24 protein-coding genes are annotated in these 25,640 nt (G+C 70.5%); 9 read left to right on the top strand and 15 right to left on the bottom strand.

The annotated features are described in order from the left end of the window. Positions 1-19: 19 nt before the first annotated feature. Positions 20-1,930 carry a S8 family serine peptidase gene (locus ACGFJ2_RS37540; RefSeq protein WP_357940101.1) on the top strand — a complete coding sequence of 637 codons (1,911 nt, stop codon included), beginning with the start codon at positions 20-22 and terminating at the stop codon, positions 1,928-1,930. Between the two features lie 97 nt (positions 1,931-2,027). On the opposite strand, the gene ACGFJ2_RS37535 is transcribed toward ACGFJ2_RS37540, so the two are convergent. From ACGFJ2_RS37535 to ACGFJ2_RS37520, 4 genes are all read right to left on the bottom strand, one after another. Further along, positions 2,028-3,287 (bottom strand): cyclopropane-fatty-acyl-phospholipid synthase family protein, encoded by a 1,260-nt coding sequence (locus ACGFJ2_RS37535; protein WP_363995025.1) that lies wholly within the window; start codon positions 3,285-3,287, stop codon positions 2,028-2,030. A gap of 4 nt (positions 3,288-3,291) precedes the next feature. Continuing rightward, positions 3,292-4,641, bottom strand: coding sequence for an FAD-binding oxidoreductase (locus ACGFJ2_RS37530; protein ID WP_357941460.1), 1,350 nt, complete (start codon positions 4,639-4,641; stop codon positions 3,292-3,294). A 130-nt stretch (positions 4,642-4,771) separates the two neighbouring features. Continuing rightward, entirely contained in the window at positions 4,772-5,755 is a 984-nt protein-coding gene (locus ACGFJ2_RS37525; protein ID WP_393476646.1) for an NAD(P)-dependent oxidoreductase, read from the bottom strand. A 99-nt stretch (positions 5,756-5,854) separates the two neighbouring features. Next, positions 5,855-7,390, bottom strand: a complete 1,536-nt coding sequence (locus tag ACGFJ2_RS37520; RefSeq protein WP_393476643.1) for a serine/threonine-protein kinase — start codon at positions 7,388-7,390, stop codon at positions 5,855-5,857. 140 nt (positions 7,391-7,530) lie between these two features. On the opposite strand from ACGFJ2_RS37520, the gene ACGFJ2_RS37515 reads away from it, so the two are divergent. Further along, positions 7,531-8,652, top strand: coding sequence for a CaiB/BaiF CoA transferase family protein (locus ACGFJ2_RS37515; protein WP_393476640.1), 1,122 nt, complete (start codon positions 7,531-7,533; stop codon positions 8,650-8,652). Between the two features lies 1 nt (position 8,653). Beyond that, positions 8,654-9,811, top strand: coding sequence for a cytochrome P450 (locus ACGFJ2_RS37510; RefSeq protein ID WP_393476637.1), 1,158 nt, complete (start codon positions 8,654-8,656; stop codon positions 9,809-9,811). On the opposite strand, the gene ACGFJ2_RS37505 is transcribed toward ACGFJ2_RS37510, so the two are convergent. The 7 genes from ACGFJ2_RS37505 to ACGFJ2_RS37475 form a co-directional block, all read right to left on the bottom strand. Further along, complete coding sequence (locus ACGFJ2_RS37505; protein ID WP_393476634.1) at positions 9,774-10,532, bottom strand: hypothetical protein; 759 nt, start codon at positions 10,530-10,532, stop codon at positions 9,774-9,776. The two genes, ACGFJ2_RS37510 and ACGFJ2_RS37505, sit on opposite strands and share 38 nt — an antisense overlap. Beyond that, positions 10,529-11,608, bottom strand: coding sequence for a glycosyltransferase family 4 protein (locus ACGFJ2_RS37500; RefSeq protein ID WP_393476631.1), 1,080 nt, complete (start codon positions 11,606-11,608; stop codon positions 10,529-10,531). The genes ACGFJ2_RS37505 and ACGFJ2_RS37500 overlap by 4 nt, the downstream gene beginning before the upstream one ends. Then, positions 11,608-11,952, bottom strand: a complete 345-nt coding sequence (locus tag ACGFJ2_RS37495; protein WP_357940089.1) for a hypothetical protein — start codon at positions 11,950-11,952, stop codon at positions 11,608-11,610. Before ACGFJ2_RS37495 ends, ACGFJ2_RS37500 begins: the two co-directional genes overlap by 1 nt. Then, entirely contained in the window at positions 11,949-12,659 is a 711-nt protein-coding gene (locus tag ACGFJ2_RS37490) for a hypothetical protein (RefSeq protein WP_358181479.1), read from the bottom strand. The genes ACGFJ2_RS37495 and ACGFJ2_RS37490 overlap by 4 nt, the downstream gene beginning before the upstream one ends. An 11-nt stretch (positions 12,660-12,670) precedes the next feature. After that, positions 12,671-13,795, bottom strand: coding sequence for a glycosyltransferase (locus tag ACGFJ2_RS37485; RefSeq protein ID WP_393476628.1), 1,125 nt, complete (start codon positions 13,793-13,795; stop codon positions 12,671-12,673). 54 nt (positions 13,796-13,849) lie between these two features. After that, complete coding sequence (locus ACGFJ2_RS37480) at positions 13,850-15,067, bottom strand: FAD-dependent monooxygenase (protein WP_393476627.1); 1,218 nt, start codon at positions 15,065-15,067, stop codon at positions 13,850-13,852. Positions 15,068-15,194: 127 nt separating this feature from the next. After that, positions 15,195-15,650, bottom strand: coding sequence for a GyrI-like domain-containing protein (locus tag ACGFJ2_RS37475; RefSeq protein ID WP_357940082.1), 456 nt, complete (start codon positions 15,648-15,650; stop codon positions 15,195-15,197). 94 nt (positions 15,651-15,744) lie between these two features. On the opposite strand from ACGFJ2_RS37475, the gene ACGFJ2_RS37470 reads away from it, so the two are divergent. Next, positions 15,745-17,184, top strand: a complete 1,440-nt coding sequence (locus ACGFJ2_RS37470) for a GuaB1 family IMP dehydrogenase-related protein (RefSeq protein WP_393476626.1) — start codon at positions 15,745-15,747, stop codon at positions 17,182-17,184. Between the two features lie 70 nt (positions 17,185-17,254). Here ACGFJ2_RS37470 and ACGFJ2_RS37465 read toward each other — a convergent pair whose 3' ends face one another. After that, the gene (locus ACGFJ2_RS37465; protein WP_358181470.1) at positions 17,255-18,010 is read right to left on the bottom strand and encodes an SDR family oxidoreductase; all 756 of its coding nucleotides are present in this window, start codon (positions 18,008-18,010) and stop codon (positions 17,255-17,257) included. A 77-nt stretch (positions 18,011-18,087) separates the two neighbouring features. Here ACGFJ2_RS37465 and ACGFJ2_RS37460 point away from each other — a divergent pair, with 77 nt between their 5' ends. From ACGFJ2_RS37460 to ACGFJ2_RS37440, 5 genes are all read left to right on the top strand, one after another. Further along, complete coding sequence (locus ACGFJ2_RS37460) at positions 18,088-18,462, top strand: FKBP-type peptidyl-prolyl cis-trans isomerase (protein ID WP_357940076.1); 375 nt, start codon at positions 18,088-18,090, stop codon at positions 18,460-18,462. Positions 18,463-18,573: 111 nt separating this feature from the next. Then, on the top strand, positions 18,574-20,100 hold the full coding sequence (locus ACGFJ2_RS37455) for an ATP-dependent DNA ligase (protein ID WP_393476623.1): 1,527 nt from the start codon (positions 18,574-18,576) through the stop codon (positions 20,098-20,100). Between the two features lie 304 nt (positions 20,101-20,404). Beyond that, positions 20,405-21,106 (top strand): septal ring lytic transglycosylase RlpA family protein, encoded by a 702-nt coding sequence (locus tag ACGFJ2_RS37450; RefSeq protein ID WP_393476621.1) that lies wholly within the window; start codon positions 20,405-20,407, stop codon positions 21,104-21,106. A gap of 161 nt (positions 21,107-21,267) precedes the next feature. Then, positions 21,268-22,545, top strand: a complete 1,278-nt coding sequence (locus tag ACGFJ2_RS37445) for an MFS transporter (protein ID WP_393476618.1) — start codon at positions 21,268-21,270, stop codon at positions 22,543-22,545. A gap of 212 nt (positions 22,546-22,757) precedes the next feature. After that, positions 22,758-23,195, top strand: a complete 438-nt coding sequence (locus tag ACGFJ2_RS37440; protein ID WP_358181458.1) for a cupin domain-containing protein — start codon at positions 22,758-22,760, stop codon at positions 23,193-23,195. 144 nt (positions 23,196-23,339) lie between these two features. On the opposite strand, the gene ACGFJ2_RS37435 is transcribed toward ACGFJ2_RS37440, so the two are convergent. The 3 genes from ACGFJ2_RS37435 to ACGFJ2_RS37425 all read right to left on the bottom strand — a co-directional run bounded on the left by ACGFJ2_RS37435 (position 23,340) and on the right by ACGFJ2_RS37425 (position 25,631). Further along, the gene (locus ACGFJ2_RS37435) at positions 23,340-23,825 is read right to left on the bottom strand and encodes an Ohr family peroxiredoxin (protein ID WP_393476614.1); all 486 of its coding nucleotides are present in this window, start codon (positions 23,823-23,825) and stop codon (positions 23,340-23,342) included. 50 nt (positions 23,826-23,875) lie between these two features. Next, complete coding sequence (locus ACGFJ2_RS37430) at positions 23,876-24,622, bottom strand: hypothetical protein (protein WP_357940065.1); 747 nt, start codon at positions 24,620-24,622, stop codon at positions 23,876-23,878. 103 nt (positions 24,623-24,725) lie between these two features. Next, positions 24,726-25,631: an RNA polymerase sigma-70 factor gene (locus ACGFJ2_RS37425; protein WP_393476611.1), complete on the bottom strand. Its 906-nt coding sequence runs from the start codon at positions 25,629-25,631 to the stop codon at positions 24,726-24,728. Between the last annotated feature and the right edge of the window lie 9 nt (positions 25,632-25,640).

Below are 25,640 nucleotides of genomic sequence, written 5' to 3'. Positions count from 1 at the left end.
CCCGACGATAGAGCCCGGGTTGAGCGCGCGGCTGGCCGCCGGTGCCAAGATCAGGGTGAATGTGATCACCAAGAGCCGGACGGATCTGCCTGAGGCGTCGAGTGCCGGTCAAGTGCTGCAGACGATGTCCCGGTTCCCCATGGTCACCTTGCGCGTCGACGCGGCGGCGGTGGACCGGCTGGCCAAGCTGCCGAACGTGGTGAGCGTGTCGGAGGACAAGCCCGTACCACCGGTGCTCGCCGAGAGCATCCCGCTGATCGGCGCGGACAAGACGCGGGCGGCCGGGTTGACCGGCGCGGGCAGCGTGGTGGCCGTGCTGGACACCGGCGTCGCCGTCAAGCACCCCTTCCTGGGCGGACGGGTGATCGAGCAGGCCTGCTTCTCCCCCATCGACGCCGACTACGGCGCCACCAGCCTGTGCCCGAACGGCACCGCCACGCAGACGGGAGCCGGCTCGGCCGACTCCGAGAGCGGGCCGTGCGCCGACGCGGCCCTCGACTGTGATCACGGCACGCACGTGGCCGGGATCGCGGTCGGCGACGGCACGAACGTGGCCGGCGCCCCGCCGGCCGGGGTCGCCCCTGGGGCCAAACTCGTCGCCATCCAGGTGTTCAGCAAGTTCACCACCGACGACTTCTGCGGGGTGGGCGCCGCGCCGTGCGTGCTGAGCTTCACCAGCGCCCAGGTGGCGGGACTGGAGAAGGTCCTGCAGCTGAAGGAGGCCGGTACGGCGCTGGTGGCCGCCAACCTGAGCCTGGGCGGCGGCCAGTACACCTCCGCGTGTGACACCGACCCGCGCAAGCCGGCCATCGACGCGCTCCTGGCGGCCGGGGTGGCCACGGTGGTCGCGGCCGGGAACAACGGCTACGGCGACGCGGTCAGCGCGCCCGCCTGTGTGCCCTCGGCCATCACGGTCGGCAGCACCACCGACACGGACGAGGTGTCCGCCTTCAGCAACCGCGGTCCGCTGCTGGACCTGTTCGCCCCCGGCACGTCGATCGTCTCCTCGGTGCCCGGCAACACCTTTGGGTCGCTGAGTGGTACGTCGATGGCCGCTCCGCACGTGGCCGGCGCGCTGGCCGTGCTCCGCCAGGCCTTCCCCCAGGCGAGCATCGGGCAGCTGGAAGCGGCCATGGAGAGCACGGGCAAGCCCATCGCCTATACCAGCGCCACCACGCCCCGCCTCCGGCTGGACAGCGCGGCCCTCCCGCCGACCCAGCCCACCGACGGCGCCCTCTGGCCGATGTACTTCTCCAACTTCAACGACTACGCCATCCCCGACCCGGGCAGTGTGGACTCGCCGATCGTGGTGAGCGACCTCCTCGGCAAGACCCCGTCCCAGGTGCACGTCTACGTCTCCATCCAGCACCCTTGGGTGGGTGATCTGAAGCTCTCCCTGATCAGCCCAGACGGAAAGGCATATGTGCTGAGGTCGCCGTCCTCGGACGGCAGCGATTTCATCGACGAGACGTACGACGTGGACATCAGCGCCGTGACGAAGCAGAACGGGACCTGGAAGCTGCGTGCCGCGGACGGCTGGTCACCCCATGCCGGCATCATCGATGCCTGGTCGATGGACTTCCCCTACTTCGAGAACTGGACCGAATACGCCATCCCGGACAAGGGCCGCCTCGTCAAATCGCCCATCACGGTCACGGGCTGGCTCCCGGGTAACGCACCCCAGAAGATGACGGTCTCCGTGGACATCAGTCATCCCTGGAGAGGCGACCTGAAGATCGATCTGATCGGCCCGACCGGCATCGTTTATCCGCTTCGCGCGGCGAACTCCAAAGACGACGCCGACCAGATCGAGGAGACCTATCCGGTGGATGGAAGATCCTCACCGGCCAACGGGACGTGGACGTTACGCGTCGAAGACGTCACAACCGGCGACACCGGCTACATCAACGGGTGGATGCTGAGGTTCTGAACCGTCGGCACCGGGTGTGAGGGGCCGGTGAGCCCCTCACACCTCAAGCCTTAAAATCGATAAGCCTTAAAATCGATAAGCCTCAAGTCGATAAACCTCAAGGCCAGTCGATCGACGGACGAAGCGGGACGCCGGAGTGTCCCTCCGAGTCCAGCTTGACCCCCAGCACCTGGTGCAGCTGCACCTTGTTGCGTTCGAAGCCCACGATGCAGCCCGCCATGTACAGGGCCCAGACGCGGGCGGTCCCCATGCCCACCTCCTGCACCGCGTCGGCCCAGTTGGCGTCGAGGTTGGCGCACCAGTGCCGGAGGGTCTCGGCGTAGTGCTCGCGCAGGTTCTCCTCGTGGCGGATCTCGAAGCCGAGGTCCTCCATCTGCCTGACCAGGTAACCGACCGACTCCAGCTCGCCGTCGGGGAAGACGTAGCGGTTGATGAAGCCGCCCTTGTTGAACGTCTTCTCGGTGCCGGTCGGCCGGGTGATGCAGTGGTTGAGCAGGCGGCCGCCCGGCTTGAGCTTGCTGTAGAGGAAGGCGAAGTAGGACGGCAGATTGCGCTTGCCGATGTGCTCCGTGAGACCGATGGAGCTGACCGCGTCGAAGTCCGACTCGACGACGTCGCGGTAGTCCATGAAGCGGACCTCCGCCAGGTCCTCCAGCCCGGCCTCGACGATGGCCTTCTGGGCCCACTCGGCCTGCTGCTTGCTGAGGGTGACGCCCAGGGCCTTGACGCCGTAGTGCTTGGCGGCGTGCATGACCATGCCGCCCCACCCGCAGCCGACGTCGAGCAGCCGCATGCCGGGCTTGAGGCCGAGCTTGCGGGCCACCAGGTCGAACTTGGCGTATTGCGCCTCCTCCAGCGACGACTCCTTGGTGGGGAAGACGGCGCAGGTATAGGCCATGGACGGGCCCAGGACCCACTCGTAGAAGCGGTTGGAGACGTCGTAGTGGTGGTGGATCGCCTCGGCGTCACGCTGCTTGGCGTGCCGGGAGCCGAGCTTGGCCAGCGTGCTCTGGCGGATCTCCTGCGGCGGCGCCGGGACGCGCATCATCAACGGCTTCAGGCCCAGCGATCGGACGGCCGCCACCTTCTCGGCGGTCGTCAGGTCGTTGGTGGTGATGTTCCACATGCGGTCGAGCAGTGTGTACATGTCGCCGTGGACGTCGATGTGGCCGGAGATGTACGCCCGGGCCAGGCCGAGCTCTCCGGGTGCCTGCGCGAGGTAGGCGACCGCTATCGGGGACTTCACCTCCAGGGCGAGGTCCGCGCCGTCCGGCCCCGCCTTGCTGCCGTCGTAGGCCATGAACGCGATGTTGGCCTGCGGGCCAACGATCTTCTCAAAGATGGATGCGAGAGCCATCTGCTCACCTTCCCCGTACACACTTGTCGTACAGGTCAAGCATTCGGCCGTTCGGGTCGTATTCCTGCTTGACCGGCCAGTAAGCATCGCCGTTGTACAGCTGCCAGAACTGCTCACGGGCGTAGAAAGAAGTCGAGTAAAGCGACTTGTGCCCGTCGAGCTCGTGCACAGAGTTCTCGATGAGACGGTTGTAATAACCGTCGAACTGCCCCCGTGGCAGTGGCACCATTCCCCAGAAGCCGAAGTTCACGTACAGCTTGCCGGGCTCCAGGGGGTAGAGCGGCCAGCGGGAGGAGGCCCGCAGCGGGCACATCCACACCGGCGTCATGCCGACCTTGTCGTGGAAGAACTCCAGGAACTCCGCGCCCCGCTCGACCGGGGTCTCGACGTCCTGGATGACCGATTCCTGAACGGGCTGGTCGCGCCATCTGTCGACCCGCGCGACCACCCCGTATTTCCGGTCGAGCGCGACCAGCCGCCGGTAGACGTCGGAACGCATCCAGCGGCGCGGCATCAGCGAGCGGACCACCGGCTGCTGCACGCCGAAGGCACGCGAGCACCAGAACCAGTCGGTGTCCCAGCGCCACAGGTAGTCGCGGATGCTCAGCCAGTCGCGGTTGCGCTGCCTGATGGACTGGTAGTAGATCCGCATGCCGGTGTAGTCGGAGGTGTAGGGCGCACGCTCGGCGAAGCGGCCGACCGTGAGATACATCTCCCCCGGCTCGAAGAAGACACCGTCGATGAAGTCGACGGGCTCCCCGTCATGCTCCATGCTGTCGCAGATCTCCTGCATGGCCAGCATGCACTTGTCGGCGTCGGTGAACTTGACGTGCGTCAGCTTGACGTAGGGCTGGACCTTCCTGAGCTTGATCCTGATGCGCAGGGCGTAGCCGAGCGTGCCGTAGGAGTTGGGGAAGGCCCGGAACAGGTCGCGGTGCTCGTTGTCGTCGCGGGCGACGACGATGCGGCCGTCGCCGGTCAGGATCTCGAGCTCCTCGACCGACTCGTGCGGCAGCCCGTCTCTGAAGCTGGTCGACTCGATCCCGAGCCCCGTCACCGCGCCGCCCAGCGTGATCGTCTTGAGCTGGGGCACCACATAGGGCATGAGCCCGTGCGGCAGCGTGGCGTCGACCAGGTGCTCGTAGGTCGTCATGCCCTGGACCTCGGCCGTCATCGTCACCGGGTCGACACTGATGACCTCGTCGAGCTCCCTGGCGGAGAGCTTGGCGGTCTTGCCCGAGTCGCGGAATCTGAAGAGGTTGGACGTGGCCTTGGACAGCCGGGGCGAAGCGTCCCCCGGGATCTCCGCGTACGACTGCCTGATGTGCTCTACTGCCCGTCGGTGTGTCGACATCGTTGTCGTCACGGAAGCACCCCCTTGAGCCGGTAGAGATCGTCCGTAAGAAGGTATCTCCCTGGACTGACATCGACCAGACCGGGGTCGTTAAAGACTCGAAAACTGTTTATCGTGCCCGGTCGAATGCCTACGCGGTGGGCGAACCCGGAAACTTCCGGCAGATGATCGGCGAGACCCCGTTGATCACGTTGGCCACCTCGTGGCCGTCCAGCGCGGCCGTGAGGTTGGCCATCGTGGCCGTGAGCAGGCGTCCGGTGGACTCCGGCGTCACTCCGGCGACGTGCGGCGACAGCAGCACGCCGTCGATCTCGCGCAGCGGGTCGCCGTCGGGCAGGGGCTCGATGTCGAACACGTCGAGCGCGGCGCCGCCGAGATGCCCGTCGGTGAGCGCGCCGGCCAGCGCCGCCTGGTCGACGACCCCGCCCCTGGCCGCGTTGACCAGTAACGCGCCCTGCTTCAGCCGCCTGGGGTCGATCAGGCCACGAGTCTCCTCGGACAGCGCGATCACCACGACGACCACGTCGGAGTCGGACAGCAGCGGTGCCAGCTCCTGGTAGCCCGGCTCGGCGCGAGGCGTGCGGGTCCAGTAGGACACCTGGCAGCCGAACGCCCGGAACAGCCGGGCGCAGGCCGCGCCGATCGGACCGTAGCCGACGATGCCGACCTGCCGGCCGTGCAGCTCGCGGGGCTGCAGCCCCTGCTGCGGCCAGTGGCCCGCGCGGACGGCGGCGTCGGCCTCGGCGAGCTTGCGCGACAGCGACAGGGCGGCGGCCAGGCACCACTCGGACACCGCGACGGCGCTGACGCCCGCCGTATTGGCCAGCGGCACGCCCGCGGCGGCCAGCGCGGTCAGGTCGTGGCCGTCGACGCCGACCGAGGGCTGCTGGACGAAGGCCAGCCGGGGCGCGGCGGCCACCGCCTCGGCGTCGAGCGCCAGCAGCGCCGTCCAGTCGCCGAGCACGATCTCCGCCTCGGCCAGTGAGGCGAGGAGCGCGGCGCGGTCGCGGGCCGGCGGCACCCGCACGGCCACCCGGTCGCCGAGCGGCGCGAGCAACTGCCGCAGCACCTCCTCGGGGAGCGGCGCCAGCGCGAGCAGATTCCAAGGCGTCATGCCACACCACCGGCACTCTGAATCCAGGGCGTCATGCCATCACCGGCACTCGGATTCCGGGGCGTCATGCCATCACCGGCATGACCGTGGAGGGGTTACTCATGCCGCTACCGTAAAGCTGGCGATCACCTGCCGCATCAACCCCTGGTCTTGTTTCCAGCGCGCCTCGGTGGCCGTCCACGACAGGACGTAGGCGGTGTCCCCGATCGCCACCGCCCGCTGCACCTCGTGGTACTTCACACCCTGCGTGCTCCACGGCGCGGCGCCGGTCGGCCCCGCCGTGTAGGTGAACTCCCATTCCACGGCCTTGGTCCCCTGGTGGGTGACGGACCTGCGGCGCAGGGTCCGAACGTCCTGGTCGTTCTGCCCGGCGGTCTCCTGCGAGTCGCGGATGATCTGGTTCGGGTCCGGGTTGACGTAGATGGCCTGGACGCCGAAGTGCCCGCTCCGGTCCCGGCGCGTCCACTCGGTGTAGGCCTCCTTGCGGGCGCCCCGCCAGCCGATGGGCCGCATGATGGACCAGCCGTCGGGGGACTTCCAGGCCCGTACCGTCGCCACCACCCTGGTCGGGGTGGGCGTCGGGGTGGGGGTGGGCGTCGCGCTGGTCTCGGCGCTGGGCGGCGGCGTGCTCGGCGGCGCGCTGGCCACGGCGCTCTGCGTGACGCGCGGCGCGCCTTCCGCCGACCCGCTGAACTTGAAGAAGGCGAACCCGCCGCCGGCGACCACCAGCACCGCCGCCGCTGCCGCCGCGAGGAGGGTACGGCCGCCGCGGGGCGGCTTCGGCTCCACTACGACCCGGTCGGCGTTCGGCTGCTTGGCCGCGACGATGGCGGCCAGCAGCGCGTCGGCCTGCTCGGCGTTGACCCGTTCGTGGGGCTCCTTGCGCAGTAGCCCTTGCAGGATCGGGTGCATGATCGGCGGGATCCGGCGGTAGTCCGGCTCGTCGCTCAGCAGCGCGTTCAGTGTGGCCATCGGATCGCCGCGCTCGAACGGCGACCGGCCGACCAGCGTGGCGTAGAGCGTGGCCCCGAGCGACCACAGGTCGGAGGCGGGCCCGGACTCGGCCGCGCGCACCCGTTCGGGAGCCAGGAAGCTCGGCGAGCCGGTCACCATCCCGGTCTGGGTCAGCGACGCGTCTCCTTCGGCGGTGGCGATGCCGAAGTCGGTGAGCACGGCCCGGCCGTCGTCGGTGAGCAGGATGTTGCTCGGCTTGACGTCGCGGTGCAGGATCCCGACCTCGTGCGCGGCCCGCAACGCCGACAGCACCTGGCGGCCCACGTCGGCCGCCTGCCGTACCGGAAGGGCGCCGGAGGTGGCGACGACCTCCTCCACCGAGGGGTGGCGTACCAGCTCCATGATGATCCACGGCCGGCCGTCCTCCTCGACCACGTCGTAGATCGCGACGACGGACGGGTGGTTCAGCCGTGCCGCCATACGCGCCTCGCGGGCGGTACGGAGCAGCTGCCGTTCCTGGTCGGCCCGGGGCAGTCCCGCGGGCAGGAGCACTTCCTTAACGGCGATCTGCCGGTTGAGCAGTGTGTCGCGGCCTTCCCAGACCACGCCCATACCGCCGCGCCCCAGTTCGCGCAGTAACTGGTAGCGCTTGGCCACCAGCTGGTTGCTATCCGAAACCATGTCCAACCCTTGTAGACCCACCCGAACAGTGGGCAAGTTTCCCATACCTCGCGTATGTCTGCCTGGAGGTCGGGAAGGCGTCTTGCCAGAGGTCACCGAATGTTGTTCTACTGAGGCCAGCCGAGTCGTAGGAGATGCCGATGTCTGAAGGCCGTCAGGGCCCGCTCGCCGGGATCCGGGTGCTGGAGCTCGCGGGGCTCGCGCCGGGCCCGTTCGCCGGGATGATGCTCGCCGACCACGGCGCCGACGTGCTGCGCGTCGACCGCGTGTCCGCCGTCTCCGACGAGCCGCGGACGGACGTCATGGACCGCGGCAAGCACACCATTGGCCTGGACCTGAAGTCGCCCGAGGGCGTCGCCGCGCTCAAGGAACTGGCGAGGAACGCCGACGTCGTCATCGAGGTGTTCCGGCCCGGAGTGGCGGAACGGCTCGGCATCGGCCCCGCCGACCTCCACGCGGTGAACGAACGGCTGATCTACGGCCGGATGACCGGCTGGGGACAGGACGGGCCGCTCGCCACCACCGCGGGCCACGACATCGACTACATCGCGATCTCCGGCATCCTGTCGATGCTCGGCCGCGCGGAGGACAAGCCGACGCCGCCGATCAACATCCTGGGCGACTTCGCCGGCGGCGGTCTCATGCTCGCGTACGGCGTGCTGCTCGCCCTGTTCGAGCGGGAACGCACCGGCAAGGGCCGGGTGATCGACGCGGCCATGGTGGACGGCGCCGCGATCCTGTTCGCGATGTTCTACCACGGCGTGCAGAGCGGCTTCTGGGGCCCGCGCGGCACGAACCTGCTGGACACCGGCGCACCCCACTACGACACCTATGAGACGGCAGACGGGGAGTTCATGGCGGTCGGCTCGCTGGAGCCGCAGTTCTGGAACACGATGGTGACCCGGATGGGGCTGACGGACTTGCCGGACCGCGGCGACAAGAAGCAGTGGCCGGCGCTCAAGGCCCGCCTGGCCGAGGAGTTCAAGTCGCGGACGCGGGCGGAGTGGGAGGCGGTGTTCGAGGGCTCCGACGCGTGCGTGTCGCCGGTCCTGTCCATGAAGGAGGCCGTCCGGCATCCGCACAACGTGGCCAGGGGCGCCTTCGCCGACGTCGGCGGGCTCAGCCAGCCCGTACCCGCCCCGCGCCTGCTCGGCGTACCGGACCAGGACCTCTCGCCCGCCACCCGGCTCGCCGACCTGTCCGCCTGGGGCCTGAGCGCCGAGGCCGCGGAGAAGCTGCGATCCCAGGGGGTGCTGGCCTGACATGAACCCCGACCTGCTCGACGGCGCCCTGTACGCGGGCGACCCGGCACCCGTCTACGCCTGGCTGCGCGAGCACTCCCCCGTTCACCACGACGCCGCCAACGGGCTGTGGGGCATCTCCCGCCACGCCGACATCACGGCCATCGAGCGCGATCCCGGGCTGTGGACCAGCACCGGCGGCTACCGCCCCCAGCTGCCCTCCGATCCGTCGATGATCGGCATGGACGACCCGGAGCACGCCGAGCACCGCCGCCTCGTCTACCGCCGCTTCACGCCGCGCTACGTCCACGAGCGCTACGCCGCCCGCGTCCGCGAGGTCGTCGTCGAGCTGATCGACCAGGCCCTGGAGACCGGCACCGTCGACGCGGTGCCCGCCCTGGCCGCGCCGCTGCCCGCCCGCATGATCGGCTGGCTGCTCGGCTTCCCCGACACGGACTGGCCGCGGCTCAAGCACTGGTCGGAGACCACGATCGTGGCGGGCGGCGGCCTGCGCTACGTCACGCACGAGGCCGCGGTCGCCGCGGGCGAGTTCGGCGAGGCCGTACTGGCCCTGGCCGCCGAACGCCGGGCGTGCCCGGCCGACGACCTGGTGACCCTGTGGTCCGGCCGGGCCGCCTACGACGACGACCACCTGGCGAACGAGGCGCTGCTGCTGCTCGACGGCGGCGCGGAGACCACCCGTACGGTCATCGCGACCGCGATCGACGCGCTGATCCGGCACCCGGACCAGTGGCGGCTGCTGCGGGAGGACCGCGGCCTGATCGAGAACGCCGTGGAGGAGTTCATCCGCTGGACCACCCCGATCCTGAACATGTGCCGCTCGGCCACCCGCGACACCGAGCTCCACGGGCAGCACATCGGTCAAGGACAGCAGGTGCTGCTCATGTACGGCTCGGCGAACCGGGACGAGTCGGTGTTCGACCGCCCGGAGGTGTTCGACGTGACGCGCAAGCCGGGCGGGCACATCGCGTTCGGCCTGGGGACCCACTTCTGTCTGGGCGCGTCCCTGGCCCGGCTGGAGTTACGGATCTTCTTCGAGGAGTGGATCGACCGGGTGGGTTCGGCCGCCTGGGCCGACGACGCGGGCCCGCGCATCCTGCCCAACGCGTTCGTGCGCGGCGTCACGTCCTTTCCCGTCGTGCTCTCGCCGCGCGGGTGAACTGGTCGTCGAAGCGGCGGGGGAAGGGCACCATCCGATGCTTGTGCCGGTACGGGGCGGCCTGCCGTACCACGTTGAACCCGGCGGCGGAGACGATGCGGCCGGCCGTGGCGAACAGCGGCCAGGCCGGGCGGACGGCGAGGTGGGCCACCCCGGCGGGCAGGCCGGGCGGCGCGGCGGGCGAGACGAGCACGAGGCGCGGGCTGAGACCTTCGAGGACGGCACTCTCGCGGGCGTACGCCACCAGCTCCAGGATCTCGCCCGGCGGCCCGGAATGCACGATCAGCCAGTCCCCCGAAGCCGTCAGCCAGTCTTCCGGAGCCGTGGCGGGCGGGGCCGGTGGATCGGCCAGTGCCAGCGGGACCACCTCGTCCGACACCGACTCCAGGTAGGCCAGGTGGGGATCGCTCACCGGCTCGGCCAGCCACGTCCGGTGGAAACGCAACGGCCGGGCCGGGATCAGCGGCCGGTACGCGTCCCAGCGCAGCAGCCTGGCCAGGTGCACGACACGCGGCCCCGGCGGCACCGCCGCCTCGATCTCGCCGTCGAGCCCAGCGGGAAAGGCGTCCACCACGATCTCGTCGGCCCGCGCGAGCACAGCCGGGTCGCGCGGCCACTCGGTGCGGATCGTGGCCGCGGCGCCCGGATGGACCGTGTGCAGGTAGGCCCGGACCCGCGTGAGGTGACCGAGCCCGCCGCCTCTGGCGTAACAGACGATCATGCGCTCTCGTGGAAAACCCTCAGGTAGCCCTCCGTCTCGGCGGCCACCGTGAAGTCCCTGCGTACCCGCTCGGCCGCCGCCGTGCCCAGCTTGGCCAGCTGCTCGTCCGTCGCCCGCGCGGCCCGGTCGACCGCCGCCCGGCACTCGTGCGGATCCCCGGCGGCGAAGCGGAAGCCGATCTCGTCGTCGACCAGGTCGGCCAGCCCGCCCGCGTCGGAGGCGAGCAGCGGGACGCCGAGGGCGGCGGCCTCCAGGGCCACGTTCGGCAGCCCGTCGTAGAACGAGGGCAGCGCGACCAGGTCGCAGGCGGCGTAGAGCGCGGGCAGCTCGTACCGGTCGAGGAACGGCAGCCGCGTGTGCCCGGCCGGCACGTCCAGGTCCGCCTCCAGCTCCCCGACGAGCAGCAGGTGGAACAGGTCCGCGTGCCCGGAGGCGGCCAGCGCGTCGAGCAGGAAGCCGACACCCTTCTTGTTCTTGAGCTGCCCGATGAGCCCGATCGTGCGCCGGCCGGCGGCGGCCCGCCTGGCCAGGCCCGCCGCGCGTTCGGAGGGCAGGATCTGCCAGCCGGCGGTGTCGATGCCATTGGCCACCCACCGCACCCGCGCCTCCGGAACCAGCGCGGACACCAGCGGCGCGTGCCCCGAGGCCACCACGCACACCGTGGCCGAGGCCCGTAACGCGTCGAGCAGGGCGCCCCTGCGGCGCAGCGAGAAGACGCCGGTGTCGAAGTCGTTGCCGCGCAGCAGCGTCACCAGCGGAGCGCCGAGCCACGCGGCCAGGATCGGGGCGCCGAGCATGGCGTACGTGCCGCCGAACGCCACCACGTGCGTGTACGACTCACCCCGCAGCACGGTCCACAGCCGGCGCAGCGCGTGCTCGGGATTGTCCTCCAGCGGCACGGTGAGCAGCCGCCCACCCCGCTCGCCGCCGGTCTGCCAGGGCCGGTCCCGCCTGGTCAGGTGCGCGACGTCGATCTCCACGCCCGCCTCACGCAGGCCCCTGACGATCCTGTCGCAGGACTCGGCCATGCCGCCCCTGCTCGGCGGGTAGTGCTCGGTGAGCCACAGCAGCCGCATCAGCTGTCCACGAAATCGCGCTCGTCGCCGTCGCCGAAGTCACCGAAGTCGCCCTGGTCCTCGGGGTCGAAGGCGCCTCTGTCGTAGTCGTCGAACGTGCCGTACCAGCCGGGGTCCTGGTAGGTGGAGGAGGTGCTCTGGTAGTGGTCGCGGCGGAAGCCGCTGGTCCAGAACGGGTCGTAGGCGGAGCCGTAGCCCTGGGCGGTCGCGCACTCGGGACAGACGCCGCCGGGACCGACGTGCCGGTCACAGATCGGCCTGCCGCACCCGGCGCAGGCGGCGACCGGCGCCCGGCCGCAGCGGCCGAGCACGAAGAATCCGGTGCTCACCATGCACGGGATCACGCAGCCCGCCTCCTTTGCGTCCACCTGAACGGTTCGGTCGCCACCGTCATGATCGCCCCGAGCTGGTCGCGCTCGGCGGGCAGCGGCACCTTGGCGGCGGCCCTGATCACGGTCTTCACGCCCGGACGGACCTTCACCCGGATCCACCACGGCGGCGGGCTGCCCGGCCGCGCCGGCACCTGGCCCTTGGCCAGCGAGCGGCTGGTCCGAATGTGCTGTACGGCCTTCGTCTTCGTCTTGGTCTTGTGCTTGCCCCGCGGGTTGACCTTGACGACGCGGCGGCGCCTGACCAGGTCGGTGACGGCGAGCGTGAGCACGCTGCCGTCGCGTAACTCCGAGCGGACGCTGAGCCACGGATCGCGCACCCACCACTCCTCGGCCCGCCGCACCGGCCGTACGACCGGCAGGGACCGGCGCGGGCTCTCCTTGCCGGGGACGCCGTGGCCGCGCAGATCGGCGGTGATACCGACCACGCCGCCGCCGACGTCTTCACAGAGCACCCTGATCAGCGGCACGAGCAGGCTCTCCGTACGCGCGGGCAGCCGCCACTTGGGCCGGCGGACGAGCCCGCGATGCCGGGAGAGGCTGGCCAGCAGCGCCGCCCATTCCGCCTTGGGCAGCGTGGCCGAGAGCGTGTGCTCCCAGATGAGAGTCTGGTGCAGCGGGTGGAACCCGGCGATCGCCGCCCGTGTCTTCCGCCAGAACATGGCTCGAAACACTACACACGGCGATAAACCTCGGCGAGCCTCGCCCGGGAATCCGCCCAGCTGGGCACCCTGCCCCTGGCCCGCTCCGCCATCGTCCGCGCCTGGTCGGGGTACTCCAGGAGGATCCGGATCGCGCGGGCCAGCTCGGCGGGCCGATCGGGCGCGACCAGCCACCCGTCCTCCCCCAGGATCTCCCGTACGGCCGGCAGGTCCGAGGCCACCACCGGTGTGCCGGCCGCCATCGACTCCAGGATCTTGAGCGGGGCGCAGCCCTGGTCGAGGTTGCGCGGGCAGGCGGTGAGCGGGGCGGCGGACACGGCCGCGCCGGCCAGCCAGCCGGCCACCTCGTCGTGGGGCAGCGTGAACCGCCACACGATCCGCTCGGCCACCCCCAGGCGGTCGGCGAGGCGCTGGAGGGGTTTGGCGCGACGTTCCGGGACGGAGGAACAGACGACCAGGCGCAGCTCGGTCAGGTCGGCCAGCCTGGCGAAGGCACGGAACAGCACGTCCACGCCCTGCCAGCGCTGGAGAGCGCCTACGTAGATCAGGTAGCGCTCGGGCGCGCCAGGTGGGCGGTCGTCCGACGTCGCCGACGCGGCTTCGGCTGCGTTCGGAACGAGGAACACCTTTTCCGGATTTATCCCCATTTTGCGGATGGCGTCCCCGATGACGCTCGATGGCACGACAACCGCGTCCGCCTGTTCCAGGCAGTGCGCCTCCAGCCGCCGCAACTTGGCCACCGTGGCGGGGGCCGTCTGGGGCCAGGTGTGCGGCAGCTCGATGGACGGCAGCCCGTTCACCTCGTACACCACCTTGTGCCGGTGGCCGAGCACCGGCAGCGCGCTCCAGGGGTCACGCACGTGGACCAGTTCCAGCGTCTCCAGGTGCGGCGCGAGATGGCGGGCGACCCAGTGCGAGTACGCCTCGGCGCGGTCGATCAGGTTGGGGATCTGCTCGTCGAACCTGGCGATCTGGACATCGCCCTCGCGCTGGTAGCGCGGCAGCCCGCCCCCGCCCAGCACCCCCAGCAGCCCGCCGCCGAACCGGTCGAACAGCTCGGCGGCCATCTGCCCGATGTGCACCGCCGACCCCTTGCTCGAAGGGAACCGGTCAAAGGCGAAATAGGCGGCACGCACGGCGCGCAGTCTATTCGCGCCGTTTCCACTGACGCATAGCTGGCGTACAGCTGGCTACTGCCGCACGCCCTCGTACGCCGAGTAGTCCTTCAACGCGATCGAGTCGTGCAGCCGCACGCCCTTGCTACCCAGCTTGGTAGCGGCCTTGGTCACCGCGACCGGCAGGTGACCGATCAGCCGCGCGGCCTGGGTGAGCGTCCACAGGTCGAACCGGTTGCCGGGCACGATCCGCTTGGCCGCCCCGACCGCGAACGTGCGACTCCGCAGTACGTACTCACCGATCTCTGCCTCGTAGGCCGGGAAGGCGCGCTCGTGGTCGCCGCGCGCGGCGGCCAGCTCGCCCGCGAGAATGTACGCCCCGACGACGGCCAGGCTCGTGCTGCCGCCCACGGCCGGTCCCGGGCAGTAGCCCGCGTCACCGACCAGCGTCACGCGGCCACGCGACCAGGTGTCGAGGCGCAGCTGGGTGATCGAGTCGAAGTAGAAGGCCGGGGTGCGGTCGAGCTCGGCCAGCAGCCGGGGAACCTGCCAGCCCATCCCCGCGAACCGCTCGCGCAGCAGCTCCTTCTGCCGGGCGACGTCGCGGTGGTGATACTGGAGCTGCTCCGGCGTCCTGAACAGGAACAGCGCCCGCGCGTCGGACATGTGCGCCGCGCCGTACATCCCGGCCATCCGCCCGATGCCGGACAGCCCCTCCATGCGGCCGTCGAGGTCGAGGTAGTTGGGCACCGAGAAGACGGCCAGATAGGCGCCGACCCAGGTGGAGAAGCGCGACTCGGGGCCGAAGACCAGGCCGCGCACGTTCGAGTGCAGCCCGTCGGCGCCGACGACCAGGTCGAACCGCCTGGACGGCCCGCGCTCGAAGGTCACCGTGCCGTCCTCGGCGATGGCGGTGATGGAGTCGTCGAAGACGTACTCGATGTCGGCGCGGGTGGCGTCGTAGAAGATCTCGCTGAGGTCGTCGCGCATGATCTCGACGTGCCGGTCCGACACGGCCGTGAAGACGCGCCGGAGGTCCAGCTCCACGGCCCCCTCCTGGCCTTCGCGATACATGGTGAGCCAGTTCGTGCCGGTCTTCTTGGCCGTGATCGGGTCGATCAGGCCCATCTTCTCGACGATGTCCATCGCGGGTCTGAACAGGTCGATCGCGTGGCCGCCCGTCTTGCGGAGCGACGGGGCGCGCTCCACGACGGTGACGTCGAAGCCGTACCTGTTGAGCCAGTACGCCAGCGCGGGTCCGGCGACACTCGCGCCGGAGATCAGGATCTGCATGGTGACACCCCCTTACCTAACGGATGGTAAGCGACCCGGAGCGACGCCCGCAAGAGGTTACTTAACGATAGGTAAGAGGTGGACCATGAAGCCACGACCCGAGCCCGAACGGGCTCGGGTTCAGCGATCAGTAGACGGCGATGTAGAGGTCCGCGCCACCGGGGTGGTGCACCTCGAGGTCCGTCCTGAACGCCCGCGCGGGCGTGCCGCCCGACTCGGTGTGCTTCCACACCTGCTGCCAGGCGTCGACGATCGCCTGCGGCATCTGACCGCGCGCCTCGACCCGCAGAGCCGGGCCCGCGGGAACGCGTACGGCGACCATGCCCTCGGGCAGCCTGGGGACCGTCCGCACGCCGATGCCGACGATCTGTGTGTAGGCGCCGTGATGGTCGCCCTCGTAGTCGGTCAGCACCGCGTAAAGGTTCTCGTCGACGCGTCCCGGAATGTGGGCGAACGCCCCGGGGGCGCCCGCCCGCTGCCACAGCACGGGCAGCTTCGCCCTGGCGGGGTCTATCTCGTCGGCGTTCGAGGTGCGTACGGCGATACCGACGACTGTCAGCTCGTTTCTCTCAGTGACCTCCACAGGCCCTCCATCCCCCTAAGTATCCCGGCCGATCATATGGCCATAACAATCGGGAAACTCCTCATTAGCCACCCAGCGCATAAGATGGACGAACGTGAAGTTCCTTAACGGCCTCGAGCCGCAATGCGACCTGACGTACAGCGACGTGTTCATGGTCCCGTCGCGTTCCTCGGTCGGTTCCCGGCTCGCGGTCGATCTTTCGACGAACGACGGCACGGGCACCACCATTCCGATCGTCGTGGCGAACATGACCGCGGTCGCCGGCCGGCGCATGGCCGAGACGATCGCCCGCCGGGGCGGCATCACCGTGATCCCCCAGGACATTCCCATCGATGTCGTGACAGAGGTCGTCGACTGGGTCAAGAAGCGCGACCTGGTCCACGACACTCCGCTCACGCTGACGCCGCACGACACGGTCGGCGAGGCCATGCAGCTGCTGCCCAAGCGCGCCCACGGCGCGGTCATCGTCGTCGACTGGGACAACCGGCCGACCGGCGTGGTGACCGAGGCCGACTGCCAGGGCGTCGACATGTACACGCAGCTGTCGCAGGTGATGTCGAGCGAACTGCTGACGCTGCCGGCCGGTCTTGAGCCGCGCGCGGCGTTCGACCGGCTGCACGGGGGCCGCCACCGCCTGGCGCCCATCGTGGACGCCGAGGGCCGCCTGGTCGGCATCCTGACCCGCACGGGCGCCCTGCGCGCCACGCTCTACCAGCCCGCGCTCGACGCCGCCGGCCGGCTGCGCATCGCGGCCGCCGTCGGCGTGAACGGCGACGTCGCGGCCAAGGCCAAGGAACTGCTCGATGCCGGGATCGACTGCCTGGTGGTCGACACCGCGCACGGGCACCAGGAGAAGATGGTCTCCGCCCTGCGCGCGGTCCGGGCCCTCGACCCGGGCGTGCCGGTCGCGGCGGGCAACGTGGTGACCGCCGAGGGCGTGCGCGACCTGGTGGACGCGGGCGCGGACATCCTCAAGGTGGGGGTCGGCCCCGGCGCCATGTGCACGACGCGGATGATGACCGGGGTGGGGCGGCCGCAGTTCTCGGCCGTGCTCGAATGCTCGGTGGAGGCGCGGCGGCTCGGGCGGCACGTGTGGGCCGACGGCGGTGTCCGGCACCCGCGTGACGTGGCGCTCGCCCTGGCCGCGGGCGCGGCCAACGTGATGATCGGCTCGTGGTTCGCCGGGACGTACGAGTCGCCCGGTGACGCGCGCACCGACGCCGACGGACGCAGGTACAAGGAGAACTTCGGCATGGCGTCCGCGCGGGCCGTGCGGCTGCGCACGGCGGAGGACAGCCCGTTCGATCGGGCCAGGAAGGCGCTGTTCGAGGAGGGGATCTCGACCTCGCGCATGTACCTGGATCCGCGGCGGCCGAGCGTGGAGGACCAGATCGACGCGATCGTGGCCGGGCTGCGGTCCTCGTGCACGTATGCGGGGGCGGCGAACCTGGAGGAGCTGCACGAGCGCGCGGTGGTCGGCATCCAGAGCGCCTCCGGCTACACCGAGGGCATGCCGCTGCACCAGAGCTGGTAGCGCGGCTCAGGCTCCGGCTGGCTCAGGTGCGGCGCCGGCCGCCTGCCGCTGGCTCCGCACCAGAGCCGGCTCAGGTGCGGCGCCAGCCGCCTGCCGCGTGGATCCCGCCGTCGACGTGCAGCGTCGTGCCGGTCACGAACCTGGCCAGCTCACTGGCCAGGAACACCGCCGCGCCCGCCGCGTCGGCCGGCTCCCCGAGATGCCCGAGCGGCGGCAGGCGTACCGGCTCGAAGGGTCCGTCCGCCATCCGCTCCCGCACCTGTGTCTCGCCCTCGGTGGGCAGCCCGTCGGGCGCGATGGCGTTCACCCTGATGCCCAGGGGCGCGAACTCCAGCGCGAGCGACTTCGTCAGGCTCTCCAGCCCCGCCTTCATCGCCGCGTAGACCGCGAACCCCGGCGCCGCCTGGTGCGCCTCGCTGGAGGTCACGTTGATGATCGACGCCCCGGCGCCCATCATCGGCAGCATGCGGCGGATCATGCCGGTGACCTGCGTGAAGTTCTCCTCGATCAGGGTCCGCTCGCCGCGGGCCGTGGTGTCGGCGAACGCGGCGTGGAAGGTCCCGCCCGCGTTGTTCACCAGGATGTCCACGCGCCCCCACCGCTCGTGCACGGCCTGCGCGAACACCTCCACGGCCACCGGATCCCGTACGTCCAGGGTCATCGCCAGCTCGCTGCTCTGCTGCGGCTTATCGCGGTCGCAGATCGCGACATGAGCCCCGAATGCCGCGAACGTCTCCGCGATCGCCCGCCCGATCCCCCGCGTCGCCCCGGTGATCACGGCGACGCGCCCGGTGAGCAGGATCGCATCGGCGGAAAGGGCGGCCATGAACGATGACCATATCCCGACCGCATAGAGTCGTCGGGTCCATTCCTGATCGCCAATATTCGTAACAGGAGCAATTCGTGGCACTCGAGAAGCCGGAAATCGACTTCCCGGAGGGCAACCCGCCCACCGACCTGGAGATCGTCGACATCGTCGAGGGGGACGGCCCCGAGGCCAAGCCCGGCCAGAACGTCAGCGTCCACTACGTGGGCGTCGCGTTCTCGACCGGCGAGGAGTTCGACGCGTCGTGGAACCGCGGCGAGGCGTTCGAGTTCCCGCTCGGCGGCGGGCGTGTCATCGCCGGCTGGGACCAGGGCGTGGCCGGGATGAAGGTGGGCGGTCGCCGCAAGCTGGTGATCCCCGCGCACCTCGGCTATGGCAACCGCGGCGCAGGCGCCCGCATCAAGCCGGGCGAGACGCTCATCTTCGTGGTCGACCTCCTGGGCGTCCGCTAACACCCTGGGGCGGGTCGCACACCCGCCCCACCCCTCAGGGGGCCCATCGCCGGGCAAAATGCTGGTCTTGGCGCGACGGATTTGTCGGCGAAGTACGGCAACATAGGGCATGTGCTGTTGATCGACGTGGTACGGGTTTCGGAGGCTGTGACGCGCACGTCCGCCCGGCTCGGCAAGGTCGGCCATCTGGCCGAACTGCTCGGCAGGGTCGGTGCCGACGAGGCGGAGATCGCCATCTCCTACCTGTCGGGTGAGCTCCCGCAGCGTCAGGTGGGCGTGGGCTGGCGGACCCTTCAGGATCCGCCTCCCGCCAAGCTCGCCGCCACCGCCACCCTGACCCACGTCGACGCCCTGCTGTCGAAGATCAAGTCCGTCTCCGGCCAGGGCTCGCAGGCGGCCCGCAAGGCTCTGGTCACCGAACTGTTCGCCGGGCTGACCAGTCAGGAGCAGGCGTTCATGCTCCGGCTGCTCGGCGGCGAGCTGCGCCAGGGCGCCCTCGACGGCGTGATGATCGAGGCGATCGCCAAAGCGTCGGGCGCGCCGTCCGCCGACGTGCGGCGGGCGCTCACGCTGCGCGGCTGGCTGCCCGCCGTGGGCGCGGCGGCGCTGAGCGGTGGCGTGGCGGCGTTGCACGCCTTCAAGCTGGAGGTGGGCCGGGCGGTCTCGCCCATGCTCGCCGGCAGCGCCCCGAACGTCGCCGCCGCGCTGGAGAAGGCGGGCACCCCGGCCGCGCTGGAGTGGAAGCTCGACGGCGTACGCGTGCAGGCGCACCGCTCCGGCGACCAGGTGCGCGTGTTCACCCGCACGCTCGACGACATCACCGCGCAGGTGCCCGAACTCGTGGAGGCCGTGCTCGGCCTGGCCTGCGACGATCTCGTGCTCGACGGCGAGGTGATCGCGCTGCGGCCCGACGGGCGGCCGCACCCGTTCCAGGTGACGGCCAGCAGGGTGACCACCAAGACCGGCGTCCCGCGACTGCGGGAGGACACGCCGCTGAGTGTGTTCTTCTTCGACGCGCTGCGGGTGGACGAGGCCGACCTGCTCGATCTCCCCTACGCCCAGCGCCAGGAGGTCCTCGGCCGGACCGTCACGCCCGGTCTGCTCACGCCGCGCCTCGTCACGGGCGAGGTGCCGGAGGCGGAGAAGTACTTCATCGACGTGATCAAGGCCGGCCACGAGGGCCTGGTCGTCAAGTCGCTGGCCTCCCCCTACGCGGCCGGCCGCCGGGGCGCCGGGTGGATCAAGGTCAAGCCGCGGCACACGCTCGACCTGGTCGTCCTCGCGGCCGAATGGGGTCACGGCCGCCGCGAAGGCAAGCTGTCCAACCTCCACCTCGGCGCCCGCGACCCGGAGAGCGGCGGGTTCGTGATGCTGGGCAAGACCTTCAAGGGGCTGACCGACGAGCTGCTCGCCTGGCAGACCGAACGCTTCCTGGAGCTGGCCGAGGGGCCCACCGACGAGTGGACCGTCAGTCTGCGGCCCGAGCTGGTCGTGGAGATCGCCTTCGACGGGGTGCAGCGGTCGCCGCGCTATCCCGGGGGGATGGCGCTGCGGTTCGCGCGGGTGCTGAGGTACCGGCCCGACAAGCGGGCCGCGGACGCCGACACGGTGGAGACCGTCCGGTCGCTCATGCTCTGACCCTTTTGGTACGGCCCTTGTTGCTGCTGGGATGCCCTCATCTACCCCCAAGGTGACAGAGTCGGCGTTTTCCGGCTGCCCCAAGATCCCCGGCGTACGCTCAGCGTTCTGGTCGACTCGTGACCAAAGTGAGATATTTCACTGAATGTCCCATTAAGTTGTCTTTACTCGCTGTTTGTCGCATATGTTCGACCACGTTCGCGGGGCACCCGCCCCGAGCGAGGGATCGGCCGACGCGCGCCCCCATATCCGCCCCGACCTGGCCTTTCCCTGTCCTGTCCCCTAGCTAGGACTGTGGTTTACCTTGGGCCAGCACTCCTACAACCCGAGCCGTCCGAACCCGGAGAGCCAGAAGAAGGCTCCAGGCAAGCGCCGTTGGGTCACCGTCGCGGCCGGTGCGGCCGTCGTAGCCGCCGCCTCGACCACCGCCTGGGCGGCCGTCGCCAACGACGACGCCCCCAAGCCCACCGCCGCGCTGGACGTGTCTCCGTCCCCCACGTACACGAGGACCGACACCCCTTCCCCCGCCCCCAAGACCCCCGAGCCGAACAAGCCCAGCACCAAGTCGGCGGCCCCCAAGCCCTCATCCAGCCCCAAGGCCACCGCTCTCCCGAAGGCCGGAGCCGCCCAGCCGCCGATCAAGCCGACCGACAAACCGAAGACCGAGCCGGTTCGCAAGGTGAAGACCGAGGTCCACAAGCTGAAGACCCGGGTACTCAGCTCGGGCACCTGTGGCGCGTCCTACTACGACGAAGGGCAGATGACCGCCAGCGGCGAACGCTTCGACCCGTCGGCCATGACCGCCGCCCACAAGACGCTCCCGCTCGGCAGCAAGGTCCGCGTCACGAACCCGGCGAACGGCGACTCGGTCACGGTCCGCATCAACGACCGCGGTCCGTACGTGGGCGGACGCTGCCTCGACCTCTCGGCGGCCGCCTTCTCCGCCATCGGCGACACGGGGTCCGGGGTCATGCGGGTCAAGTACGAGGTCCTTGCCCGCTCCTGACGCCGAGCCCCGCGGTGCGTTAACCTCCACCCATGCCACACCTCTGTGACTGATCAGCAGCCGCCCGGCCCATGACCGGCCGGGCATCCCGCGAAGCGACCCCCCTCTTCGCCCGTCCGGCCCAGGACCGGCCGGACGGCTTGGCTGCTTGGAGTCACCAGGTGTCATCCGTTCCTTCCCGCCTGCCCGGAAACTCGCTGCTCGCGCTGCTGCGCGGCAACCCCGACTTCCGCCGGCTGTTCCTCGCCTCCGCCCTCAGCCTGTCCGGCGACTGGTTCACCTTCGTCGCCCTGAACGCCTTCGTCTACCACCGCACCGGCTCGGCCGGGCTGACGGCTCTGCTGTTCGCCGTCGAGTCGCTGCCCGGCATCCTGCTGATGCCGCTCATCGGCTCGCTGACCGACCGCCTGGACCGCCGCCGCCTGCGCGTCGCCTGCGACCTGGCCGCCATCGTCCCCCTCGCGGGCCTGCTCGCCGCCTTCCACCTGGGGTCGGTCCCCATGGCGCTGGTCTCGCTGGCCGCGCTGTCGCTGTCGGCCGCGGTGTCGAGCCCGATCCCCGAGGTCGTACTCCCCAACCTCGTCGCCCCCGACCGGCTGCCCACCGCGCAGGCCGCGCTCGGCAGCCTCTACTCCTCCGGCCTGCTGCTCGGCGCCGGGCTCGGCGGCCTGGCCACGGCCGCCTGGGGCAGCACGGCCACGCTGCTGGTCGACGCCGCCTCCTTCGCCGCGTCCGCCGTCCTCATCGCCCGCATCCGCCGCCCCTTCTCCACGGCGACGGAGGCCCGCCGGACGCGCGTACATACCGACACCGCCGAACTGTGGCGCTTCATCCGCGCCACTCCCACCGTGGCGGCCCTGCTCCTGCTGACGGCGGGCCTGCGCCTGTGCTACGGCGTGGTCGGCCTCCTGCCCGTCTACGCGCTCGAACGGTTCGGCACCACCGACGCCGGAGTCGGCGTTCTCTACATGGCGCAGGGGGTGGGCGCCGTGCTCGGGCCGTTCGTGGGGCGGTGGCTGATCGGGAAGTGGCGACCGCTTGGGAGGGGGCGGCTGATCGGGACGCCGTCGCGGTGGCGGTTGATCGTGTCGGGTGGCGCTCTGGCGGTGTTCGGGCTCGGCTACCTCGCCCTGGCCCAGGCCGGTGGGCTGTGGTCGGGCGTACCCGCCGCCATGGTCGGCCGTCTCGGGGTGGGCGCGTGCGCCATCCTGGCCATCAACGGGCTGCAACTGGCCAGCCCCGACCACATCCGCGGCCGCGTGATGGTCACCGCCTTCGGGCTGTCGTCGGGGCTGCAGGGGGTGTCGTCGCTGGCGGTGGCCCCGCTGGCCGTCGCGCTGGGCATGGCGGGGGCCACGCGCGCGCTCGGCGTACTCGCGGTCGGCTTCGCCCTGGTCTGGCTCTTGTACGCGCTCCGGCTGCCGGAACCAGCGGAATGAGGCTTCGACAGGTCGGATGGTGGGCGTAAGGACATGCGTCCGCAAAGCCTCGGCCCTATGCGCTCAAACCCAGCCTGACCAGCGCATATGCGGGTAAACAGGCATTGACCGCAAGGCCACGCTCCGCAGCGGACACGCCGTCCATCGGTCCGGAAAGGCGTGGCCGACGCGAGATCGCCTGTGCCGCGCAGACATACGGAGGTGCAGTACCCGTGTCCAACGACTCGATGGACAGGACCGCCGATCAGGGGAGCTCTGCGGCGTTCGGCCCCAAGATGCTGGCGGACATCCAGCCGCCCTTCATTCCCGACGGTGCCTCGGCGATGACCGTCCTCGTCGACTGGCCTCCCGGCCACCCCGGCGCCGCTCCGCACCGCCACTCGGGGCCGGCCTTCGGCTACGTGATCGAGGGCGCGGTCCTGTTCGAGCTCGAGGGCGAGCCGGAGCGCGTGATCAAGGCCGGAGAGACGTTCTGGGAGCCGGGCGGCGACGTGATCCACTACCAGGACGGCAACGCCTTGCCGGACGCGCCGACCAAGTTCGTCGTGTTCATGCTGTGTGAGCCGGGTCAGCCGATGCTCACGTACGTCGAAGAAGAGGAGCTGGCGCAGCGGGCCCACCTGCGCGCCCCGCGTCCCACCGGCGGCTGATCCGCCTGTTCGATACAGCGGACCCCGCGTCTTTACCTGGCGGCCGGAGAGCCGGACATCGGCTCTCCGGCCGCCGAGCTGTCGGACCGGTGATCAGGTGCGCACAAGGGTGCGCATGGACGGCAATGCCGTGGCGCCATGGGCTCAGGGGGCGAGGTTGATGGTGCCTGGGATGCCCTGCCGGGTCATCTTGGCGTACGGGGACAGCGCGCTCGCCTGGGCGAGCAGCGGGGTGGCCGTGTCGCGTTCGACTCCGGGCCAGGTCACGACGAGGTCGGCGCGTAGCTCGTAACCGCCGTCGGCGGGGTCGCGGCCGAACGCGACGGTCACCTCCACGGTGATAGGTCCGGGGTCGAGGAAGTGCCGGCGGGCCAGCAGGCTGAGGGCGCCGTGGAAGCAGGCGGCGTACCCGGCGGCGAAGAGCTGCTCAGGGTTCGGGCCGGTGACGTCACCGCCCAGTTCCTCGGGCATCCGCATCTCCAGATCGAGCACGCCGTCGGCGGAGCGGGCCCGGCCGGTGGCCCGGCCGTGAGCGGAGCTGCCGCCGCTCACGGCGACGCGCGTGACATAGAGCGGTTTGAACGTGGAGCCGCGGTAGTCGTGCTCCGTGGACAGTGTCGGGTCGTTCACCGGTACGCCTTTCAGCGGCACACGGGGCGCCTGCGGTAGGGGGAGGCTGGTCATGGGCGGTGCCAGCGCTGCAACTTGTCGGGGTTCAGCACGATCCACACTGCGGTGACCTCGGCTCCGGCGACGCTCACGTCGGCCACCGCCACCGCTCGGCCCGCCTGGCGCAGGACCAGGCCCGTCCGGCCGTTCACGGACTCGACGGCCACCTCGGTGCCGGACTGGCCGGTCAGCAGGGCCGTGACGAACCGGGCTACCGCGTCCGCGCCGTAGGTGGGGCGTACGGCGGCGCGCAGTTTGCCGCCACCGTCGCTCACGACCATCGCGTCCGCGGCCAGGACCGCCCGCAGGGCCGCCGCGTCCCCCGTGTCGCAGGCCGCGGCGAACCGGCGCGCGACACGATCGTGTCTGGCGAGCATCGCTCGGTCCGGCCTGGGCGGCTGGAGCACCGGACCCGTGCCGGGCTCGGGCCAGCGTGCCGGGCCGGCGGCGGGCTCCGGCCGGCGCACCGGACCGGCGGTGGTGAACGCTCCGGGTCGCGGTGTGCCGCCGGGGGCGTGGCTCGGGGCGGCAGTGGCGAGCAGGTCCAGGCAGAGACCTCCGGCGACCCGCGTCAGCCAGGCGCGCGGTACCGCGATGACGGCGCGTTCTTCGTCGTCGAGGGCGTACCAGCGGCGATAGGTCTCAAGGACGATCCAGTCGGCCGTCACCTCCGAGCCGAACATCCACAAGGCGATCTCGAGGAGGTGCTGCCGTTCGTCGAGCATCTCCGCCAGCGTCCCGGCGCTCACTTCGGTCATGTCCTGCCGCCCTGTTCTTTCGGTGTCGGCAGTTAAGACCACGCAGCCGGTCTTGTTGTGACACCACGAGAGGCGGACGTACTGGGCGGCGGCGGACGGTCTGTCAGACCAGGTGGTGTGACCGTTCGAAGGCGCCGAGTTTGGCCGGGTTGACGATCCACATGACGTGGTGGATGCCCTGCGGCGAGGCCTCGATGGTGAGCAGGACGACGTCGGTGTGGTTGCGAGGGACGAGCACGCCGGCGCGCCCGTTCGCTTCGACCCACGTCATCTCGGCGCCCGGCCAGAATCGTGGCGCGTACGCGGCCAGGAACTTCGCCACGCGGGTGCTGCCCAGCAGCGGGAATCGCGCCGCCCCTCTGATACCGCCGCCGTCGGAGGAGCTGACGACGTCCGCGGCGAAGAGGTCTTCGAGAGCGGCGACGTTCCCCGTCTGGGCGGCGTCCAGGAAAACGGCCAGGAGACGCCGATGCTCCATCTTGTCGATGGGCTCGCGTCGTGCGGCGGTCAGGCGTTTGCGGGCGCGGCTCACGAGCTGACGAGCGTTGACCGGGGTGAGCTGAAGGATCTCCGCGATCTGTGTGTACGGGTAGACGAAGGCCTCGCGCAGCACATAGGCGGCCCGCTCGGTGGGGGCGAGCCTCTCGAGCAGCAGCAGGAAGGCGAGTTCGAGAGCTTCGCCCCGTTCGGCGCCCAATGTGGGGTCGAGGCTGGTGTCGACGGGTTCGGGGAGCCAGGGCCCTATATAGGTTTCGCGTCGCGAATGAGCGGAGCGAGCGACGTTGATGGCCAGGCGGGTGGTGATCAACGCCAGGAAGGCCGAGGGGTTCTCGATGGTCGCGCGGTCGGTGTTCTGCCAGCGCAGCCAGACTTCCTGAAGGATGTCCTCGGCTTCCACCGCGCTGCCGAGCATCCGATAGGCGATGCCGAACAGGCGCGGGCGCAGCTCGACGAAGGCGGATGCGGCCTGATCGAGTGCGCTCGCCTGTTCCAGGGATTCCGCAGGCATACACCTACC

The sequence above is a fragment of the Nonomuraea sp. NPDC049028 genome (assembly GCF_043197735.1).
In the GTDB taxonomy this organism is placed as follows: Bacteria; Actinomycetota; Actinomycetes; order Streptosporangiales; family Streptosporangiaceae; genus Nonomuraea.
This window is presented reverse-complemented; position numbering and strand designations above follow the sequence as displayed.

Excerpts from the sequence above, each read along its gene's own strand:
- ACGFJ2_RS37490 (WP_358181479.1), bottom strand. The coding sequence starts at position 12,659 with ATGTTCTGGCGGAAGACACGGGCGGCGATCGCCGGGTTCCACCCGCTG.
- ACGFJ2_RS37515 (WP_393476640.1), top strand. The coding sequence starts at position 7,531 with ATGTCTGAAGGCCGTCAGGGCCCGCTCGCCGGGATCCGGGTGCTGGAG.
- ACGFJ2_RS37465 (WP_358181470.1), bottom strand. The coding sequence starts at position 18,010 with ATGGCCGCCCTTTCCGCCGATGCGATCCTGCTCACCGGGCGCGTCGCC.
- ACGFJ2_RS37500 (WP_393476631.1), bottom strand. The coding sequence starts at position 11,608 with ATGCGGCTGCTGTGGCTCACCGAGCACTACCCGCCGAGCAGGGGCGGC.
- ACGFJ2_RS37510 (WP_393476637.1), top strand. The coding sequence starts at position 8,654 with ATGAACCCCGACCTGCTCGACGGCGCCCTGTACGCGGGCGACCCGGCA.
- ACGFJ2_RS37535 (WP_363995025.1), bottom strand. The coding sequence starts at position 3,287 with ATGGCTCTCGCATCCATCTTTGAGAAGATCGTTGGCCCGCAGGCCAAC.
- ACGFJ2_RS37425 (WP_393476611.1), bottom strand. The coding sequence starts at position 25,631 with ATGCCTGCGGAATCCCTGGAACAGGCGAGCGCACTCGATCAGGCCGCA.
- ACGFJ2_RS37525 (WP_393476646.1), bottom strand. The coding sequence starts at position 5,755 with ATGACGCCTTGGAATCTGCTCGCGCTGGCGCCGCTCCCCGAGGAGGTG.
- ACGFJ2_RS37430 (WP_357940065.1), bottom strand. The coding sequence starts at position 24,622 with ATGACCGAAGTGAGCGCCGGGACGCTGGCGGAGATGCTCGACGAACGG.
- ACGFJ2_RS37520 (WP_393476643.1), bottom strand. The coding sequence starts at position 7,390 with ATGGTTTCGGATAGCAACCAGCTGGTGGCCAAGCGCTACCAGTTACTG.
- ACGFJ2_RS37505 (WP_393476634.1), bottom strand. The coding sequence starts at position 10,532 with ATGATCGTCTGTTACGCCAGAGGCGGCGGGCTCGGTCACCTCACGCGG.
- ACGFJ2_RS37480 (WP_393476627.1), bottom strand. The coding sequence starts at position 15,067 with ATGCAGATCCTGATCTCCGGCGCGAGTGTCGCCGGACCCGCGCTGGCG.
- ACGFJ2_RS37530 (WP_357941460.1), bottom strand. The coding sequence starts at position 4,641 with ATGTCGACACACCGACGGGCAGTAGAGCACATCAGGCAGTCGTACGCG.